Origin of the sequence: Pseudomonas sp. UBA6699, assembly GCF_002454615.1 — a bacterium.
GTDB lineage: Bacteria > Pseudomonadota > Gammaproteobacteria > Pseudomonadales > Pseudomonadaceae > Aquipseudomonas > Aquipseudomonas juntendi.
The window spans coordinates 1-18,421 of record NZ_DKJF01000080.1; the positions used below are offsets into that span (position 1 = coordinate 1).

Genomic DNA, 18,421 nt, shown 5'->3' on the forward strand with positions numbered 1-18,421 from the left:
AATTTTCCATCAGCGCCAACAAGCTGGGACTCCCAGGGCACAGGCTTTTTATTTTTGAGCGATGGGAAGTAGCCGCGGTAATGGTTGGACCGCCGCGTGACCACCTTTCGTACTGTCATGAAACACCTCCGAAAATCTCGAAGCGAGCGCCGACGCTGCGCCAAAAAATCAAGGCGCAGGGCGGGCGAAGTGAGGCCTTTCGACAGGCAACACTGTGCCGTCGAGTAACCTCGCTAAGGTCGAAAAAATGGGAGAGGATTGACAGTCGCTTCGAAAAAGCAGACATTGCGGGTTCTGAGGACGCAAGTCTGCTTCGCTAAGCGCGGTCAGTCCTCTCGGGATTGATCGCGTTTTTCTACATTTTCAGGTCTCCTTTTCTCTCATTGGTCATGACTCTCATGACTGATCAGAATCTAAAGCAATCGGCTTGCTCTCTTTATTTCTAAACGGCCACTTCGTGATCGCTGGAGCAATTTGGATCAGGTCTGAAGCTCTCGCTTCAAACAGCTGATTTGGCTGAAAATCTTCAGTGCAAAGCGGAAAAGTTGGTCATAGATCTTATTCCAACATCCCTTCGAAATCTACAAAAAATCCAAAATGGCAACTTCCACCAAATTCCATTTCCATACTAAATTGTTCAAATTAATACTTAACACGTACGCTTAATTAACTATTAAGGTGTTCAAATATTAGTTTTAAAGTCCTCTCAATCTCTCTGCTGCTCAGATCCGCCCGCCGACCCTCTCAGCACTTCCAGCGCCCCATCAAATCACTTCCTCAAATCCCCCCATCTGCATCATTTTCCAATGAGCGGAGTAGGGCGCCCCGGCAGGAATTCCAGGCAAAAAAAAGCCCGCGAAGGCGGGCTTGATGGTGACCGACAGGGGCCATGGTTGAAGCCCGGCCGGTCATCTATTTGTGAAAGCGTGCAGCTTTTCTGTGAACCTACACCGGCCGGTCAGAAGTCCAGGTTAGAAACCGACAGGGCATTGCTCTCGATGAAGTCACGGCGTGGTTCGACCGCATCACCCATCAGGGTGTTGAAGATCTGGTCGGCAGCGATGGCATCTTCGATGGTGACCTTGAGCATCCGGCGCACGGTTGGGTCCATGGTGGTTTCCCACAGTTGCTCAGGGTTCATCTCACCCAGCCCTTTGTATCGCTGGATAGTATGCCGCTTGGTGCTTTCGTTCATCAGCCAGTCCAGTGCTTCCTTGAACTCGCTGACCGCCTTGCGGCGCTCGCCGCGCTGCACATAAGCACCTTCGCCCAGCAGGGTAGAAAGGTTGGCCCCCAGCTTCACGACCGTACGGTAGTCGTTGCTGCCAAAGAAGTCGCGGTTGAACGTGACGTAGCTGGCCAGGCCGTGGGAGGTCACTTCCACTTCCGGCAGCCACACATTGCGCTCTTTGTCTTCGCGCAGGCTAGCCTGATAACCAAGGCCGGACTTCTGGCTGTTGCTCAGGCGCGCCTGGAACTTCACCAGCCAGGCTTGCATCGCAGCATGATCGCCCAATTGCTCGACGGTCACTTCCGGCAGGTAGATGAAATGCTCGGTGATGTCTTCTGGGTACAAGCGCGACAGACGCTTGAGCGTTTTCATCACGCCGCGGAATTCGTTGACCAGGTTTTCCAGTTGTACACCGGCAACCGCTGGCGCCGACTCGTCCAAGTGCAGGCTGGCATCTTCCAGGGCCGACTGGGTCATGTACTCTTCCATGGCCTCGTCGTCTTTGATGTACTGCTCCTGCTTACCTCGCTTGACCTTGTACAGCGGCGGCTGGGCAATGTAGATGTAGCCGCGCTCGACAAGCTCCGGCAATTGGCGGAAGAAGAAGGTCAGCAATAAGGTACGGATGTGCGAACCGTCAACGTCAGCATCGGTCATGATGATGATGTTGTGATAACGCAATTTATCGATGTTGTACTCTTCGCGGCCAATGCCACACCCCAGCGCCGTGATCAGCGTGCCTACTTCCTGGGACGAGATCATCTTGTCGAAGCGCGCCTTCTCGACGTTGAGGATCTTCCCCTTCAGCGGCAGGATCGCCTGGGTACGGCGGTTACGGCCCTGTTTGGCGGAGCCACCTGCGGAGTCACCCTCCACCAGGTACAGCTCAGAAAGGGCAGGGTCCTTTTCCTGGCAGTCCGCCAATTTGCCCGGCAAGCCGGCAATGTCCAACGCGCCCTTGCGACGGGTCATTTCACGGGCTTTGCGGGCCGCTTCCCGAGCACGCGCAGCGTCGATCATCTTGCCAACGACGGCCTTGGCCTCGTTGGGGTTCTCCAGCAGGAAGTCGGCAAAGTACTTGTTCATTTCCTGCTCAACGGCGGTTTTCACCTCCGAGGAAACCAACTTGTCTTTAGTCTGTGAGCTGAATTTAGGGTCCGGGACCTTCACCGAAATGATCGCGGTCAGGCCTTCACGGGCATCGTCGCCAGTGGTGGCTACCTTGTTCTTCTTCGCCAGACCTTCCTGCTCGATGTAGTTGTTAAGGCTACGGGTCAGCGAGGAACGGAAGCCCACCAGGTGGGTACCACCATCACGCTGCGGAATGTTGTTGGTAAAGCACAGCAGGTTTTCGTTGAAGCTGTCGTTCCATTGCAGGGCAACTTCAACACCTACGCCATCCTCGCGCTGCACATTGAAGTGGAACACCTGGTTGTTGACCGGCGTCTTGTTGGTGTTCAGGTACTCAACGAACGCTCGCAGGCCACCTTCGTATTTGAAGAACTCTTCCTTACCACTGCGCTCATCTTTCAGCAGAATGCCGACGCCCGAGTTGAGGAACGACAGTTCGCGAATCCGCTTGGCCAGGATATCCCAGCTGAAATGGATGTTCTTGAAGGTTTCAGCCGAAGGCTTGAAATGGATATGGGTGCCCGTGGTTTCGCTGTCACCCACAACCGCCATCGGCGCTTGTGGAACACCGTGAACGTAGGTCTGTTCCCAGATCTTGCCGCTGCGGCGAACGGTCAATACCAGCTTCTCGGAGAGGGCGTTTACGACCGAAACCCCAACACCGTGCAAACCGCCGGAGACTTTGTAGGAGTTATCGTCAAACTTACCGCCGGCGTGCAGGACGGTCATGATGACCTCAGCGGCGGAAACACCTTCTTCTTTATGCACATCGACCGGAATGCCGCGACCGTTGTCGCGGACACTGATGGATTCGTCCGGGTGAATAATGACAGTGATGTCATCGCAGTGACCGGCGAGGGCTTCGTCGATCGAGTTGTCGACCACTTCGAAGACCATGTGGTGCAGGCCGCTACCATCATCGGTGTCGCCAATGTACATGCCGGGACGCTTGCGTACGGCATCCAAACCTTTCAGCACCTTGATGCTGGAGGAGTCGTACGTTTGATTTTCGCTCATGCCTTCACTCCCGATGGTCGTGGGTCTGGGTGATACGGCCTTGTTCCACGTGGAACAAAGCAACTGGCGTTTCCGTCTGCCAGCCTTCCCTCAGTAATTCGTGATCTACACAGGTGATGAACACCTGGCAGCGTAATTCTTCAAGCAAGCGGCACAGAGCGCGGCGGTGCTGGTCGTCGAGTTCGGACGGCAAGTCATCCACGAGATAAATACAGTGACCGCGGCGAGCCTGGCTGACGAGGTGGCCTTGGGCAATGCGCAGTGCGCACACCACCAGCTTTTGCTGACCACGCGACAAAATGTCGGCTGCATTATTGGCAGCTAGGCGAAGACGCAGATCAGCGCGCTGCGGACCGGCTTGGGTATGGCCCATTTGCTGATCGCGAAGGAGAGAGGAGGCGAGTACTTCTTGCAGTTCCCGGTCCTTGTCCCAGCCTCGATAGTAGCTCAGGGTCAACCCGTCCAGTTCGACCAGTTCGCTCAGGGTTCGCTCGAAGACGGGCTTCAAGGCCTTGATATAATTGCGACGGTATTCATCTATTTCCGCACTGGCCAGGCACAGTTCCCGGTCCCAGGCGGCTTGCGAAGCTGGGTCAAGTGTACCATGCCGCAACCATGAGTTCCGCTGCCGCAGCGCCTTCTGCAGCCGTTGCCAAGCGGGTAGGAAGCGAGGTTCCACGTGGAACACTCCCCAATCCAGGAACTGGCGACGAATTTTTGGTGCGCCCTCCAGTAGCCGAAAGCTGTCCGGATTGATGAGCTGCAACGGCAGCAGCTCTGCCAACTGCGCAGCGCTACGAGCGTTCTGCCCATCGATGCGAATGGTAAAGTCCCCTTGGCGCTCGCGGGACACACCGAGGTTACAGGTGCCGCCCTCCGTCAATTGCACCTCACCAAACACGGTACAGGCAGCCTGTTCGTACTGTATGACCGGGTTCAAACGGGTGCTGCGGAATGAGCGCGCTAATCCAAGCAAGTGCACGGCTTCCAGCACACTGGTCTTGCCACTGCCGTTGGCGCCGTAAAGGATATTGATGCGGGGGGAGGGTGAGAGCGTCACCGGGTGCAGGTTGCGCACCGCGGTGACCATGATACGTCGAAGGGACATGTCGCCTGCTACAGGTTACAGGCGCATCGGCATGACAACGTAGGAAGAATCATCATTCCCGGCTTCCTGCAGCAGCGCACTGCTGTTGGAGTCAGACAGGATCAGACGAACTTGCTCAGTGGTCATCACGCCCAGCACATCCAGCAGATAGCTGACGTTGAAGCCGATTTCCAGCGAGCTACCATCGTAGTCCACACTGATTTCTTCTTCCGCCTCTTCCTGCTCGGGGTTATTGGCCTGAATCTTCAATTGGCCAGCAGCCAGCTGCAGGCGAATACCGCGGTACTTCTCGTTGGAAAGAATCGCGGTACGGCTGAATGCCTCACGCAACGCCTGACGATCGCCAACCACCACCTTGTCGCCGCCTTTGGGCAATACGCGCTCATAGTCGGGGAATTTGCCGTCTACCAGCTTGGAGGTAAAGGTGAACTCGCCAGTGGTCGCACGAATGTGGTGCTGGCCGAGCACGATGCTGACCATGCCTTCTGGGTCGGTCAGCAAGCGCGCCAACTCCAGGATACCTTTGCGGGGCACGATGACCTGGTGACGGTCGTCTTGCTCGATGGGCGCCGTCATGGAGCACAGGGCCAGGCGGTGACCGTCGGTAGACACTGCACGCAGGGTGTTGCGGGAAACCTCAAGCAGCATGCCGTTGAGGTAGTAGCGCACATCCTGCTGAGCCATGGCGAAGCTGGTGCGCTCGATCAAGCGGCGCAGCTTGCTCTGTTCCAGGTTGCAGGTCAGCGAACCTGGGCCTTCTTCCACTGTGGGGAAGTCGTTTGCAGGCAGGGTGGACAAGGTGAAACGGCTACGGCCGGCCTTGAGCAACAGTTTCTGCTCGTCGACTTTGATATCGATCAGGGCGTCATTGGGCAGGCTTTTGCAGATGTCCATCAGCTTGCGCGCCGGGACAGTGATCTCGCCAGGCTCAGCCGGCTCTTCCAGTTGCACGCGGCCTACCAGTTCGACTTCCAGGTCGGTACCGGTCAACGACAGTTGCTGGCCTTGCACGACCAGCAACACGTTGGACAGGACCGGCAAGGTCTGACGGCGCTCGACGACACCGGCGACCAGTTGCAGGGGTTTCAACAGGGCTTCGCGTTGAATGGTGAAATGCATGGTCTAGTCCCTTGCCTTCAATTAGCTGCGCACACGGCCATCAGGTCGTCAGCGTTCGCAGCAGGTTCTTGTAGTCCTCGCGGATATCCGCGTCGGATTCCTTCAATTCGTTGATCTTGCGACAGGCGTGCAGCACGGTCGTATGGTCGCGCCCGCCAAACATGTCGCCGATTTCCGGCAAGCTGTGGTTGGTCAGCTCTTTGGACAGCGCCATGGCCACCTGGCGAGGGCGCGCCACGGAACGCGACCGTCGCTTGGACAGCAAATCGGAGATCTTGATCTTGTAGTATTCGGCGACGGTACGCTGAATGTTATCCACACTGACCAGCTTGTCCTGCAGGGCCAGAAGGTCCTTCAGCGATTCGCGGATCAGCTCGATGGTGATATCGCGCCCCATGAAATGCGAGTGAGCGATCACCCGCTTCAGCGCACCTTCCAGTTCGCGAACGTTGGAACGGATACGCTGGGCGATGAAGAACGCTGCATCATGCGGCAGTTCGACCTTGGCCTGGTCAGCCTTCTTCATGAGGATGGCTACACGCGTCTCCAGCTCTGGCGGCTCTACGGCAACCGTGAGGCCCCAGCCAAAGCGCGACTTCAAGCGCTCTTCCAGGCCTTCGATCTCTTTGGGGTAGCGGTCGGAGGTCAGGATGACCTGCTGGCCACCCTCAAGCAGCGCGTTGAAGGTGTGGAAGAATTCTTCCTGGGAGCGCTCCTTGCGGGCAAAGAACTGGATATCGTCAATCAGCAGCGCATCTACCGAACGGTAGAAACGCTTGAATTCGTTGATGGCATTGAGCTGCAGCGCCTTGACCATGTCTGCGACGAAGCGCTCCGAATGCAGGTACACAACCTTGGCGTTCGGGTTCTTCTTCAGCAGGTGGTTACCCACAGCATGCATAAGGTGGGTTTTACCCAGACCCACTCCGCCATAAAGGAACAACGGGTTGTAGCCATGCTTGGGGTTGTCTGCGACCTGCCAGGCCGCTGCGCGCGCCAGCTGGTTCGACTTACCCTCGACAAAGGTATCGAAGGTGAAGGTTCGGTTCAGATAGCTGGTGTGCTTGAGCGCACCTTCAACCTGTACGGTGCGCTGTTCGGCCCTGCCACTGGTGGCTGGCGCAGCGGCCGGCTCAGCCATGGCATCGAAGCTGTCGCGCGAAGACGGCTCGGCCATTTCATCCATCGGAACAGATTCGGTAACCGTTACTGCTGCAGGTTCGAGGGTAGCCGCAGCAGGCGCAGCCTTGAGGGTCTGGCTTTTAGCCTGGGTCTGCGCCTGTGAAGCGGCGACCGCAGCACTGACCGGCGCGTTGGGCGCGGCGCGCGGGGCCGAGCTGCGGCGGCTGCCTATTAATAAGGAAAGGGCAGGTGCTATGCCGCTGCCGTTCTCGCCCAACAATTCGAGCAAGCGGCCCAGGTACTTTTCATTGACCCAATCGAGAACGAAACGGTTAGGCGCATAGACGCGCAACTCGTCGCCTTCGGCTTCGACCTGTAGCGGACGGATCCAGGTGTTGAATTGCTGGGCAGGCAGTTCATCGCGCAGAAGCTCCACGCACTGCTGCCAAAGTTCCACTGACACGGATATCCCCTGAGTTTGAAAGCCGGATGAGGCAAAAACAAACCGCCATTGTACCGGTCGAGCGTCCAGTTATCCACATGTGGACACATGAGTAACCATGACAAATCAGCCATTTATCGACCAGATTGGCATGAAGGCGGTGTTGATAAGCTCTGTGGATAACCCGCCATGAGGGCTATGCACAACCCTGAGTTGTAGCCTGTGGATAATTCACATGTGCATAACAGGCTATTTAATCCACAGGTTGCGACCACCTACGAAACAAGTGCAGCACGGCTTCACAACATACTTATGAAACGCTGTACATCCCATTAACCGTGGCCTTGAGTAGGTTATCCACAGAAAGTTATCCACCTAAGCTTTATAGGTTTATCAGAAAAGCTTTTTATATCTCTCTTCTTTTTTTCATGTTGTCCCCAAGGCGTACCTTCGATCAAGCACCCTGGGGGTCATGGCCGAGCAGTTGCCGTCCATCACATGCTCTATAGGGAAAGACTGGTTGGAAATTGACCTACGGGCTTGCTTTCTCTAGAATCGCCGGTCTCGTAAAAAGGGGGCCATCCCGGCCCGTCGTCGACAAACCAGGTAACACGCCATGAAACGTACTTTCCAACCAAGCACCATCAAGCGCGCGCGCACTCACGGTTTCCGTGCCCGTATGGCTACCAAGAACGGCCGCGCTGTTCTGTCGCGTCGTCGTGCCAAAGGCCGTAAGCGTCTGGCCATTTGATTTTTCGGCACAGGTGGTGAGTCAGGACTTCAGTCGGGAAAAGCGACTGCTTACACCCCGGCATTTCAAAGCGGTCTTCGACTCCCCAACCGGCAAGGTTCCAGGGAAAAACCTGCTTATCCTTGCTCGCGAGAACGGCCTCGATCACCCACGGCTGGGCCTGGTGATCGGCAAGAAAAGCGTCAAACTCGCCGTTCAACGCAATCGCCTCAAGCGCTTGATGCGCGATTCCTTTCGTCTGAACCAGCAGTTACTCGCCGGCCTGGACATCGTGATCGTCGCGCGCAAGGGATTGGGTGAAGTAGAAAACCCGGAATTGCACCAACACTTTGGCAAACTCTGGAAACGCCTGGCGCGCTCCCGCCCAGCACCAGTAGTCACCGCCAATTGCGCAGGGGTAGACAGCCAAGATGCGTAAACTGGCGCTCGTTCCGATCCAGTTTTACCGTTACGCCATTAGTCCTCTGATGGCCAGCCACTGTCGTTTCTTCCCCAGCTGCTCCTGTTACGCCTACGAAGCCATCGAAAATCATGGCTTGTGGCGTGGTGGGTGGCTGGCTGTTCGTCGCCTGGGGCGTTGTCATCCGTGGAATGCAGGCGGTTTCGACCCCGTTCCACCCGCTCCTTCCTCCCGAACTTCTTCGATAGCCGAGTAATCATGGATATTAAACGCACGATCCTGATCGCCGCGCTGGCAGTCGTGTCCTACGTCATGGTCCTGAAGTGGAACGATGACTACGGCCAAGCTGCCTTGCCGACTCAGAATACTGCTGCCAGCACTGTTGCGCCGGGCTTGCCCGATGGCGTGCCGGCCGGTAACAACGGTGCCAGCGCCGATGTACCGAGCGCCAACGCCGACTCCAGCCCTGCCGAACTGGCACCGGTCGCACTCAGCAAGGACCTGATCCGCGTCAAGACCGACGTCCTTGAGCTGGCTATCGACCCGGTTGGTGGTGACATCGTCCAGCTGAACCTGCCGAAATACCCCCGCCGCCAGGACCACCCGGACATCCCGTTCCAGTTGTTCGACAATGGTGGTGAGCGTGTCTACCTGGCACAAAGTGGCCTGACCGGCGCCAACGGCCCGGATGCCCGCGCCAGCGGCCGCCCACTGTATGCCGCCGAGCAGAAAAGCTACCAACTGGCTGACGGCCAGCAGCAACTGGTGGTCGACCTCAAGTTCAGCGACAACGGCGTCAACTACATCAAGCGCTTCAGCTTCAAGCGCGGTGAGTACGACCTGAATGTCAGCTACCTGATCGACAACCAGAGCAGCCAGCCGTGGAGCGGCAACATGTTTGCCCAGCTCAAGCGTGACGCCAGCGGCGATCCGTCTTCGAGCACTGCGACCGGCACCGCCACCTACCTGGGTGCAGCCCTGTGGACAGCTTCCGAGCCTTACAAAAAGGTCTCGATGAAGGACATGGACAAGGGCAATTTGAAAGAAAATGTGTCTGGTGGCTGGGTAGCCTGGCTGCAGCACTACTTCGTGACCGCGTGGATCCCGGCCAAGTCGGACAACAACGTTGTTCAGACGCGCAAGGACAGCCAAGGCAACTACATCATCGGCTACACCGGCCCGGCACTGAACGTACCTGCCGGTGGCAAGGTTGAAACCAGCGCCATGCTGTATGCCGGTCCGAAGATCCAGTCCAAGCTCAAGGAATTGTCCCCAGGCCTGGAACTGACCGTCGACTACGGCTTCCTGTGGTTCATCGCCCAGCCGATCTTCTGGCTGCTGCAACATATCCACAGCCTGCTGGGCAACTGGGGCTGGTCGATCATCGTGCTGACCATGCTGATCAAAGGCCTGTTCTTCCCGTTGTCGGCTGCCAGCTACCGTTCCATGGCGCGCATGCGTGCCGTTGCACCGAAACTCGCCGCGTTGAAAGAGCGCTTCGGTGATGATCGCCAGAAGATGTCCCAGGCGATGATGGAGCTGTACAAGAAAGAGAAGATCAACCCGTTGGGCGGCTGCCTGCCGATCCTGGTGCAGATGCCGGTGTTCCTGGCCCTGTACTGGGTGCTGCTGGAAAGCGTTGAAATGCGCCAGGCGCCATGGATGCTGTGGATTACCGACCTGTCGATCAAGGATCCGTTCTTCATCCTGCCGATCATCATGGGCGCCACCATGTTCATCCAGCAACGCCTTAACCCAACGCCGCCGGATCCGATGCAGGCCAAGGTGATGAAAATGATGCCGATCATCTTCACCTTCTTCTTCCTGTGGTTCCCAGCGGGTCTGGTGCTGTACTGGGTTGTGAACAACTGCTTGTCGATCTCGCAGCAGTGGTACATCACACGTCGCATCGAAGCAGCCACGAAAAAAGCTGCTGCCTGACGGGCTGCTACGCTAGCCTGTGAATAAAAACGCCCCCTAGTGGGGCGTTTTTGCTATCTGTCGTTGTTGTCGTAGAGGCTTTCGAGCATGAACATTGTGCGTGAAACCATCGCAGCCATCGCCACCGCCCAGGGCCGCGGCGGGGTGGGGATTGTCAGGTTGTCCGGGCCCCTGGCCGCCAAGGCTGGGCAATTGATCACCGGCCGTACGCTTACCCCGCGCCACGCCCATTACGGCCCCTTCCGCGATGAGGAAGGGCTGGTACTGGACGAAGGGATCGCGTTGTTCTTCCCCGGGCCCAATTCGTTCACCGGCGAGGACGTGCTTGAGCTGCAGGGCCACGGTGGCCCGGTGGTGCTGGATATGCTGCTGCAGCGCTGTGTACAAGTTGGCTGTCGGCTGGCCCGCCCAGGTGAGTTCAGCGAGCGCGCATTCCTCAACGACAAGCTCGACCTGGCGCAGGCCGAAGCTATTGCCGACCTGATCGAGGCCAGCTCCAGCCAGGCGGCCCGCAACGCCCTGCGCTCGCTGCAGGGCGAGTTCTCCAAGCGTGTGCATGGTTTGACCGAGGCGTTGATCGCATTGCGCATCTACGTCGAGGCAGCGATCGACTTCCCTGAAGAAGAGATCGACTTCCTCGCCGACGGGCACGTGCTGTCGATGCTCGATACCGTACGCCGAGAGTTATCCACCGTGCAGCGCGAGGCCGGGCAGGGTGCATTGCTGCGCGACGGCATGACGGTGGTTATCGCCGGCAGGCCCAATGCCGGTAAATCCAGCCTGCTGAACCAGCTGGCCGGGCGCGAAGCGGCGATCGTCACCGACATTGCCGGCACCACACGGGATATTTTGCGCGAACATATCCACATTGATGGCATGCCGCTGCATGTGGTGGACACCGCCGGGTTGCGGGCCACCGATGACCATGTGGAAAAGATTGGTGTGGAACGGGCGCTGAAGGCCATTGGCGAGGCTGACCGGGTATTGCTGGTGGTCGACTCCACAGCGCCGGAAGCCAGCGACCCGTTTGCCCTGTGGCCAGAGTTTCTCGACCAGCGGCCAAACCCGGCGAAGGTTACGCTGATCCGTAACAAGGCAGACCTGAGTGGCGAGCGGGTAGGGCTGGAACAATGTGATGATGGCCACGTCACGATCACCCTCAGCGCCAAGGGCAATGACGCAGGCCTGCAGCTGCTACGCGACCACCTGAAGGCCTGCATGGGTTATGAACAGACTGCCGAGAGCGGTTTCAGCGCCCGCAGGCGCCACCTGGATGCGTTGCGCCAGGCCAGTGAGCACTTGGAGCATGGCCGCGCACAACTGACCCTGGCGGGCGCGGGAGAGCTGTTGGCGGAAGACCTGCGTCAGGCCCAGCATGCGTTGGGCGAGATCACCGGGGCATTCAGTTCGGATGATTTGCTGGGGCGGATCTTCTCCAGCTTCTGTATCGGCAAATAATCCACAGCCGGGCACTGCCAAGGGCCGCTTCTTCGGGAGCGGCTTTTTTTTTGCCTGGAATTCACGCATCTGCCGTGCGGGCGCCATCGCCGGCCTGCCAGCACCCACAAGCTTCCTGCTTGCCATGCTTGTTCCGCCCTCCTGTGGGAACGGGTTTACCTGCGAGAAGGCCAGTACAGGCTCACAATTTTTCATACACAAGCTTGGAAATGCGCTCAGGAGCCCTGTGGAAAACCCGCCTTCAGCTCCGTTGATAAGCATTCTTTTTTTCTGAGGACAAAACCCCCTGTGGGTAAACAGGCATTTAATCCACAGGCTAAATTACGTTATCCATACCCCTCAGGCCACTTCAACCACAGGCTTTAATTTCTCTGTACATGACGTAATTCAACGCCTGCAAAGGTTTATCCACAGATAGGGCTGTGCATAAGAATAAACATAAAAACAAAGCTTTTATAAATTTCTCTTCTTTGATTTCTGTTGTGTGCCACTCATCCACAGACTGGTCAAAATTTGCTCAGACGGTTTCTTTAAGGGGGGGTAAGTCCCTATACTTGTCGGCTTACCTTCTCTATTCGCAAAAACAGGCACGAGGTGCGTGGTGGATTTCCCTTCCCGTTTTGAAGTGATCGTCATCGGCGGCGGCCATGCCGGTACCGAGGCTGCGCTTGCGTCAGCACGCATGGGTGTGAAAACCCTGCTGTTGACCCATAACGTGGAAACCCTCGGTCACATGAGCTGCAACCCCGCTATCGGCGGTATCGGCAAAAGCCATCTGGTCAAAGAGATCGATGCCCTTGGCGGCGCCATGGCATTGGCTACCGACAAGAGCGGCATCCAGTTCCGCGTTCTGAACAACCGCAAAGGTCCAGCTGTACGGGCAACCCGTGCCCAGGCCGACCGCGCCATCTACAAGGCGGTGGTTCGTGAAATCCTGGAGAACCAGCCAAACCTGTGGATATTCCAGCAGTCCTGCGATGACCTGATCGTCGAGCAGGATCAGGTCAAAGGCGTGGTGACCCAGATGGGTCTGCGTTTCTTTGCCGAATCGGTGGTACTGACCACCGGTACCTTCCTTGGCGGTCTGATCCACATCGGCTTGCAAAACCATTCAGGTGGTCGTGCCGGTGATCCGCCTTCGATCGCGCTGGCACACCGTATGCGCGAGCTACCACTGCGCGTGGGCCGATTGAAAACGGGTACGCCACCACGTATCGACGGTCGTTCGGTGGATTTTTCGGTCATGACCGAGCAACCAGGCGATACGCCCATACCGGTGATGTCGTTCATGGGCAATGCCGAAATGCACCCGCGCCAGGTCAGTTGCTGGATTACCCATACCAACGCGCGTACCCACGAGATCATTGCCTCGAACCTCGACCGCTCGCCGATGTATTCGGGCGTGATCGAAGGTGTGGGCCCGCGCTACTGCCCATCGATCGAAGACAAGATCCACCGGTTCGCCGACAAGGAAAGCCACCAGGTGTTCATCGAGCCCGAGGGCTTGACCACCCATGAGCTGTACCCGAACGGTATTTCCACGTCGCTGCCGTTCGACGTGCAGCTGGAACTGGTCCGTTCGATCCGTGGCATGGAAAACGCCCACATCGTGCGCCCTGGCTATGCCATCGAGTACGACTACTTCGACCCGCGTGACCTCAAGTACAGCCTCGAGACCAAAGTCATCGGCGGCTTGTTCTTCGCCGGCCAGATCAATGGCACCACCGGTTACGAAGAAGCCGGCGCCCAGGGCCTGCTGGCCGGGACCAACGCCGCGTTGCGGGCACAAGGCCGTGACAGCTGGTGCCCTCGCCGTGACGAGGCCTACATCGGCGTACTGGTCGACGACCTGATTACCTTGGGCACCCAGGAGCCGTACCGTATGTTTACGTCGCGTGCCGAGTACCGGCTGATTCTGCGCGAAGACAACGCCGACCTGCGTCTGACTGAAAAGGGCCGTGAACTGGGCCTGATCGATGACCAGCGCTGGGCGGCCTTCTGCGCCAAGCGCGACGGTATCGAACGCGAGGAGCAGCGCCTGAAGTCGACTTGGGTACGACCCAATACCGAACAAGGCCAAGCCATTGTGGATAAGTTCGGCACGCCGCTCAGCCACGAGTACAGCTTGCTCAACCTTCTGGCCCGCCCGGAAATCGACTACGCCGGCCTGATCGAGGCCACCGGCGGTGAGGCAATCGATCCACAGGTCGCCGAACAGGTCGAGATTCGCACCAAGTACGCCGGTTACATCGACCGCCAGCAGGATGAGATCGCTCGCCTGCGTGCCAGCGAGGACACCCGGTTGCCTGTGGATATCGATTACACGACCATTTCCGGCCTGTCGAAGGAGATCCAGGGCAAGCTGGGCCAGACCCGCCCGGAAACCCTGGGCCAGGCATCGCGCATTCCAGGCGTGACCCCGGCGGCGATTTCCCTGTTGCTGATTCACTTGAAAAAACGCGGCGCTGGCCGCGAATTGGAGCAAAGCGCTTGAGTGCCCTGGTTACCCCGCAACATGCTGAAGAGTTGTCCACAGGTGCGCGGCAGCTTGGTGTAGAACTGAGTGCCGAGCAGCATGAAAAACTGCTCGGCTACCTGGCCTTGTTGATCAAATGGAACAAAGCCTACAACCTGACCGCCGTGCGCGACCCGGACGAGATGGTTTCGCGGCATCTGCTCGACAGTCTGAGCGTCATGGCGTTTATCCACAGCGCGCGGGACAACTGGCTGGATGTCGGCAGTGGTGGTGGCATGCCTGGTATTCCTTTGGCTATCCTGCATCCGCACAAGCGGGTGACCGTGCTCGATGCCAATGGCAAGAAAACCCGCTTCCTGACCCAGGTGAAAATGGAACTCAAGCTGGACAACCTCATGGTTATCCACAGCCGGGTCGAGGCGTTCCAACCTGCACAACCGTTCGATGGGATCATCTCCCGTGCTTTCAGCAGCATGGAGAACTTCACCAACTGGACCCGCCACCTGGGCGACACCGGGACGCAATGGCTTGCAATGAAGGGGCTGCATCCTGCCGATGAACTGGTAGCATTGCCCGCAGACTTCACAGTGGAAAGCGAACAGGCCCTGACCGTTCCAGGTTGCCAGGGCCAGCGCCATCTGCTGATACTGCGCCGCAAGGCATGACTGGGAACACGCGCATCAATGGCTAAGGTATTCGCAATCGCGAACCAGAAAGGTGGTGTAGGCAAGACCACCACCTGTATCAATCTCGCCGCCTCGCTGGCCGCAACCAAGCGTCGTGTGCTGCTGATCGACCTCGATCCGCAGGGCAACGCAACCATGGGCAGCGGTGTGGACAAACACGAACTCGAGCACTCGGTCTACGACCTGCTGATCGGGGAGTGCGACCTGGCCCAGGCCATGCATTACTCCGAGCACGGTGGTTTTCAGTTGCTGCCGGCCAACCGCGACCTGACCGCCGCCGAAGTGGTGCTGCTGGAAATGCAGGTCAAGGAAAGCCGCCTGCGCAACGCGCTGGCGCCCATCCGTGACAACTACGACTACATCCTGATCGATTGCCCGCCGTCGCTGTCGATGCTGACGCTCAACGCCCTGGTCGCAGCCGATGGCGTGATCATCCCCATGCAGTGCGAGTACTACGCACTGGAGGGTCTCAGTGACCTTGTGGATAACATCAAGCGCATCGCTGCCAGGCTGAACCCGGAGCTGAAGATCGAGGGCTTGCTGCGGACCATGTACGATCCTCGCCTGAGCCTGAACAACGATGTGTCGGCCCAGCTCAAGGAGCACTTCGGGCCCCAGCTTTACGACACGGTCATTCCGCGCAACATTCGCCTGGCCGAGGCCCCCAGCTTCGGCATGCCGGCCCTGGCCTACGACAAGCAATCCCGTGGCGCCCTGGCTTATCTGGCGCTGGCTGGGGAACTGGTTCGCCGGCAACGCCGTCAGTCGCGCACTGCACAGACAACTTAAGGAATCCGTATGGCCGTCAAGAAACGGGGTCTCGGACGTGGGTTGGATGCACTGCTCAGTGGTCCTACCGTGAGCGCGCTCGAAGAGCAGGCTGTGAAGATCGACCAGAAGGAGCTTCAGCACCTGCCGGTCGAACTGATCCAGCGTGGCAAATATCAGCCACGCCGGGACATGGACCCACAGGCGCTGGAAGAACTTGCCCACTCGATTCGCAACCATGGGGTGATGCAACCGATCGTGGTGCGCCCGATCGGCGATAACCGTTACGAGATCATTGCCGGTGAGCGCCGTTGGCGTGCCACCCAGCAGGCCGGCCTGGACACCATCCCGGCCATGGTCCGCGAAGTGGCCGACGAGGCCGCCATCGCCATGGCACTGATCGAGAACATCCAGCGTGAAGACCTCAACCCGCTGGAAGAGGCGCTGGCCCTGCAGCGGCTGCAGCAGGAGTTCGAACTGACTCAGCAACAGGTGGCCGATGCGGTCGGCAAGTCGCGGGTCACCGTGGCCAACCTGCTGCGCCTGATTACCTTGCCAGAGGCGATCAAGACCATGCTCGCCCACGGCGACCTGGAAATGGGTCATGCCCGCGCATTGCTCGGGTTGGATGAGAATCGCCAGGAAGAGGGGGCGCGTCATGTTGTCGCACGTGGTCTCACCGTGCGCCAAACTGAAGCACTGGTTCGCCAGTGGCTCAGCGACAAACCTGAACCGGTCGAAACGGGCAAACCTGATCCGGATATCACGCGCCTTGAACAGCGGCTCGCAGAGCGCCTGGGCTCGGCTGTGCAGATTCGCCACGGCAACAAGGGCAAAGGCCAATTGGTTATTCGCTACAACTCGCTTGACGAGTTGCAAGGTGTGCTTGCACACATCCGCTGAAACAATTGCTGTTGTAGCGGGCAGTCGGAAATCACTACCGAAGAGTTGAATAGGGGTTAAACCACCCCTATACTCTGCGCGCATTTTGTCGGCACAAATTATGCCAAGTCATCACTGACTTGTTGGTCGACTTCCGAGGAGCAGTTGTGATGGAAATCCGCACGCCAAACCGCCTGCCTTTCCATCGCTGGGCGGTTTTTCCGGTACTGCTGGCTCAATTTGTCGTATTCCTGCTGGCGACCCTGGTGTTGTGGCAGTGGAAAGGGGCGGTCAGTGGATATTCAGGCCTTTGCGGAGGTTTGATTGCCTGGCTGCCCAACGTGTATTTCGCCTGGAAGGCTTTTCGCTTTAGCGGAGCTCGGGCGGCACAAGCCATCGTCAAGTCGTTCTACGCTGGCGAGGCAGGCAAGATGATTTTGACGGCAGTGCTTTTTGCACTGACCTTCGCAGGAGTGAAGCCACTGGCGCCGCTAGCAGTATTCGGCGTCTTCGTGTTGACCCTTTTGGTCAGCTGGTTCGCGCCCCTGCTGATGAATAAAAGACTTTCGAGACCTTAGGGCGTTTGAGGCAACCATGGCAGCAGAAACCGCTTCGGGCTATATCCAGCACCACTTGCAGAACCTGACCTACGGTCAACTACCAGACGGCAGCTGGGGCTTTGCCCATTCGGCTGCAGAAGCCAAGGCAATGGGCTTCTGGGCGTTCCACCTGGACACCCTGGGTTGGTCCGTCGCGCTGGGTCTGATCTTCCTGTTCATCTTCCGCATGGCGGCCAAGAAGGCCACCTCCGGCCAGCCTGGCGGCCTGCAGAACTTCGTGGAAGTGATGGTCGACTTCGTCAACGGCAGCGTGAAGGACTCCTTCCACGGCCGTAGCCCGGTCATCGCACCGCTGGCGCTGACCATCTTCGTCTGGGTATTCCTGATGAACGCCGTCGACCTGGTACCGGTCGACTGGATTCCTCAGCTGGCCATCCTGATCTCCGGCGATCCGCACATTCCGTTCCGCGCCGTGTCGACCACCGACCCGAACGCGACCCTGGCCATGGCGTTCTGCGTATTCGCGCTGATCATCTTCTACAGCATCAAGGTCAAGGGCCTGGGCGGCTTCATCGGTGAGCTGACCCTGCACCCGTTCGGCAGCAAGAACATCTTCGTGCAGATCCTGCTGATTCCGGTCAACTTCCTGCTCGAATTCGTCACCCTGATCGCCAAGCCGATCTCGCTGGCACTGCGTCTGTTCGGCAACATGTATGCCGGCGAACTGGTGTTCATTCTGATCGCGGTCATGTTCGGTTCCGGCCTGCTGTGGCTGAGCGGCCTGGGTGTCGTGCTGCAATGGGCGTGGGCGGTGTTCCACATCCTGATCATCACCCTGCAAGCTTTCATCTTCATGATGCTCACCATCGTCTACCTGTCGATGGCGCACGAAGATAACCATTAAGACCGCCTGGCGTGTCTGATAGCCTTCCCCGCTCGTTTGGGGGGAGGGCTTAAAAAGTCCGCAAGGGCATGCTGTACCAAACGATTTGTTTTACCGCTTCAACTTAAAAACCTAACCAATACGACGTAAAAGTCGGGAGGAAAGATGGAAACTGTAGTTGGTCTGACCGCTATCGCTGTTGCTCTGCTGATCGGCCTGGGTGCTCTGGGTACCGCCATTGGTTTCGGCCTGCTGGGCGGCAAATTCCTGGAAGGCGCTGCTCGCCAGCCAGAAATGGTTCCAATGCTGCAGGTTAAAATGTTCATCGTTGCCGGTCTGCTCGACGCCGTAACCATGATCGGTGTTGGTATCGCTCTGTTCTTCACCTTCGCGAATCCGTTCGTTGGTCAAATCGCCGGCTAATCACTCGTAACCACGAGTTGATA

Annotated in this window: 16 protein-coding genes; 12 read left to right on the forward strand and 4 right to left on the reverse strand. The window is 58.0% G+C overall.

What is annotated here, in order from left to right:
* Nucleotides 1-958 precede the first annotated feature (958 nt).
* Genes gyrB through dnaA form a run of 4 tightly spaced genes read right to left on the reverse strand, consistent with a single transcriptional unit; the run spans nt 959 to nt 7,191 of the window.
* Entirely contained in the window at nt 959-3,379 is a 2,421-nt protein-coding gene (gene gyrB / locus B3361_RS15310) for a DNA topoisomerase (ATP-hydrolyzing) subunit B (RefSeq protein ID WP_154211356.1), read from the reverse strand.
* Nucleotides 3,380-3,383: 4 nt separating this feature from the next.
* Nucleotides 3,384-4,487 carry a DNA replication/repair protein RecF gene (gene recF, locus B3361_RS15315; protein ID WP_054904297.1) on the reverse strand — a complete coding sequence of 368 codons (1,104 nt, stop codon included), beginning with the start codon at nt 4,485-4,487 and terminating at the stop codon, nt 3,384-3,386.
* Between the two features lie 15 nt (nt 4,488-4,502).
* Nucleotides 4,503-5,606 (reverse strand): DNA polymerase III subunit beta, encoded by a 1,104-nt coding sequence (gene dnaN / locus B3361_RS15320; protein WP_029886848.1) that lies wholly within the window; start codon nt 5,604-5,606, stop codon nt 4,503-4,505.
* 40 nt (nt 5,607-5,646) lie between these two features.
* Nucleotides 5,647-7,191, reverse strand: coding sequence for a chromosomal replication initiator protein DnaA (gene dnaA / locus B3361_RS15325; RefSeq protein WP_029886847.1), 1,545 nt, complete (start codon nt 7,189-7,191; stop codon nt 5,647-5,649).
* 595 nt (nt 7,192-7,786) lie between these two features.
* Between dnaA and rpmH the strand changes: the two genes are divergently transcribed.
* From rpmH to atpE, 12 genes are all read left to right on the forward strand, one after another.
* Nucleotides 7,787-7,921, forward strand: coding sequence for a 50S ribosomal protein L34 (rpmH, locus tag B3361_RS15330; protein WP_003253163.1), 135 nt, complete (start codon nt 7,787-7,789; stop codon nt 7,919-7,921).
* Between the two features lie 13 nt (nt 7,922-7,934).
* A complete protein-coding gene (gene rnpA / locus B3361_RS15335; protein ID WP_029886846.1) occupies nt 7,935-8,339 on the forward strand; it encodes a ribonuclease P protein component in 405 nt (134 codons plus the stop codon).
* A complete protein-coding gene (yidD, locus tag B3361_RS15340) occupies nt 8,332-8,577 on the forward strand; it encodes a membrane protein insertion efficiency factor YidD (protein WP_009684672.1) in 246 nt (81 codons plus the stop codon). The genes rnpA and yidD overlap by 8 nt, the downstream gene beginning before the upstream one ends.
* A 2-nt stretch (nt 8,578-8,579) precedes the next feature.
* On the forward strand, nt 8,580-10,262 hold the full coding sequence (yidC, locus tag B3361_RS15345) for a membrane protein insertase YidC (RefSeq protein ID WP_009684671.1): 1,683 nt from the start codon (nt 8,580-8,582) through the stop codon (nt 10,260-10,262).
* An 87-nt stretch (nt 10,263-10,349) separates the two neighbouring features.
* Nucleotides 10,350-11,720, forward strand: a complete 1,371-nt coding sequence (mnmE, locus tag B3361_RS15350) for a tRNA uridine-5-carboxymethylaminomethyl(34) synthesis GTPase MnmE (RefSeq protein ID WP_154211357.1) — start codon at nt 10,350-10,352, stop codon at nt 11,718-11,720.
* Nucleotides 11,721-12,321: 601 nt separating this feature from the next.
* Complete coding sequence (gene mnmG, locus B3361_RS15355; RefSeq protein ID WP_009684669.1) at nt 12,322-14,214, forward strand: tRNA uridine-5-carboxymethylaminomethyl(34) synthesis enzyme MnmG; 1,893 nt, start codon at nt 12,322-12,324, stop codon at nt 14,212-14,214.
* Nucleotides 14,211-14,861, forward strand: coding sequence for a 16S rRNA (guanine(527)-N(7))-methyltransferase RsmG (gene rsmG / locus B3361_RS15360; RefSeq protein ID WP_054904299.1), 651 nt, complete (start codon nt 14,211-14,213; stop codon nt 14,859-14,861). Before mnmG ends, rsmG begins: the two co-directional genes overlap by 4 nt.
* A gap of 18 nt (nt 14,862-14,879) precedes the next feature.
* Nucleotides 14,880-15,671 carry a ParA family protein gene (locus tag B3361_RS15365; RefSeq protein ID WP_009684667.1) on the forward strand — a complete coding sequence of 264 codons (792 nt, stop codon included), beginning with the start codon at nt 14,880-14,882 and terminating at the stop codon, nt 15,669-15,671.
* Nucleotides 15,672-15,680: 9 nt separating this feature from the next.
* Nucleotides 15,681-16,553, forward strand: coding sequence for a ParB/RepB/Spo0J family partition protein (locus B3361_RS15370; RefSeq protein WP_054904300.1), 873 nt, complete (start codon nt 15,681-15,683; stop codon nt 16,551-16,553).
* Between the two features lie 149 nt (nt 16,554-16,702).
* Nucleotides 16,703-17,110 (forward strand): F0F1 ATP synthase subunit I, encoded by a 408-nt coding sequence (locus B3361_RS15375; protein ID WP_009684665.1) that lies wholly within the window; start codon nt 16,703-16,705, stop codon nt 17,108-17,110.
* 16 nt (nt 17,111-17,126) lie between these two features.
* Nucleotides 17,127-17,996 carry a F0F1 ATP synthase subunit A gene (gene atpB, locus B3361_RS15380; RefSeq protein ID WP_003260030.1) on the forward strand — a complete coding sequence of 290 codons (870 nt, stop codon included), beginning with the start codon at nt 17,127-17,129 and terminating at the stop codon, nt 17,994-17,996.
* Nucleotides 17,997-18,140: 144 nt separating this feature from the next.
* Nucleotides 18,141-18,398 (forward strand): F0F1 ATP synthase subunit C, encoded by a 258-nt coding sequence (gene atpE / locus B3361_RS15385; RefSeq protein ID WP_003097235.1) that lies wholly within the window; start codon nt 18,141-18,143, stop codon nt 18,396-18,398.
* Nucleotides 18,399-18,421: the final 23 nt, after the last annotated feature.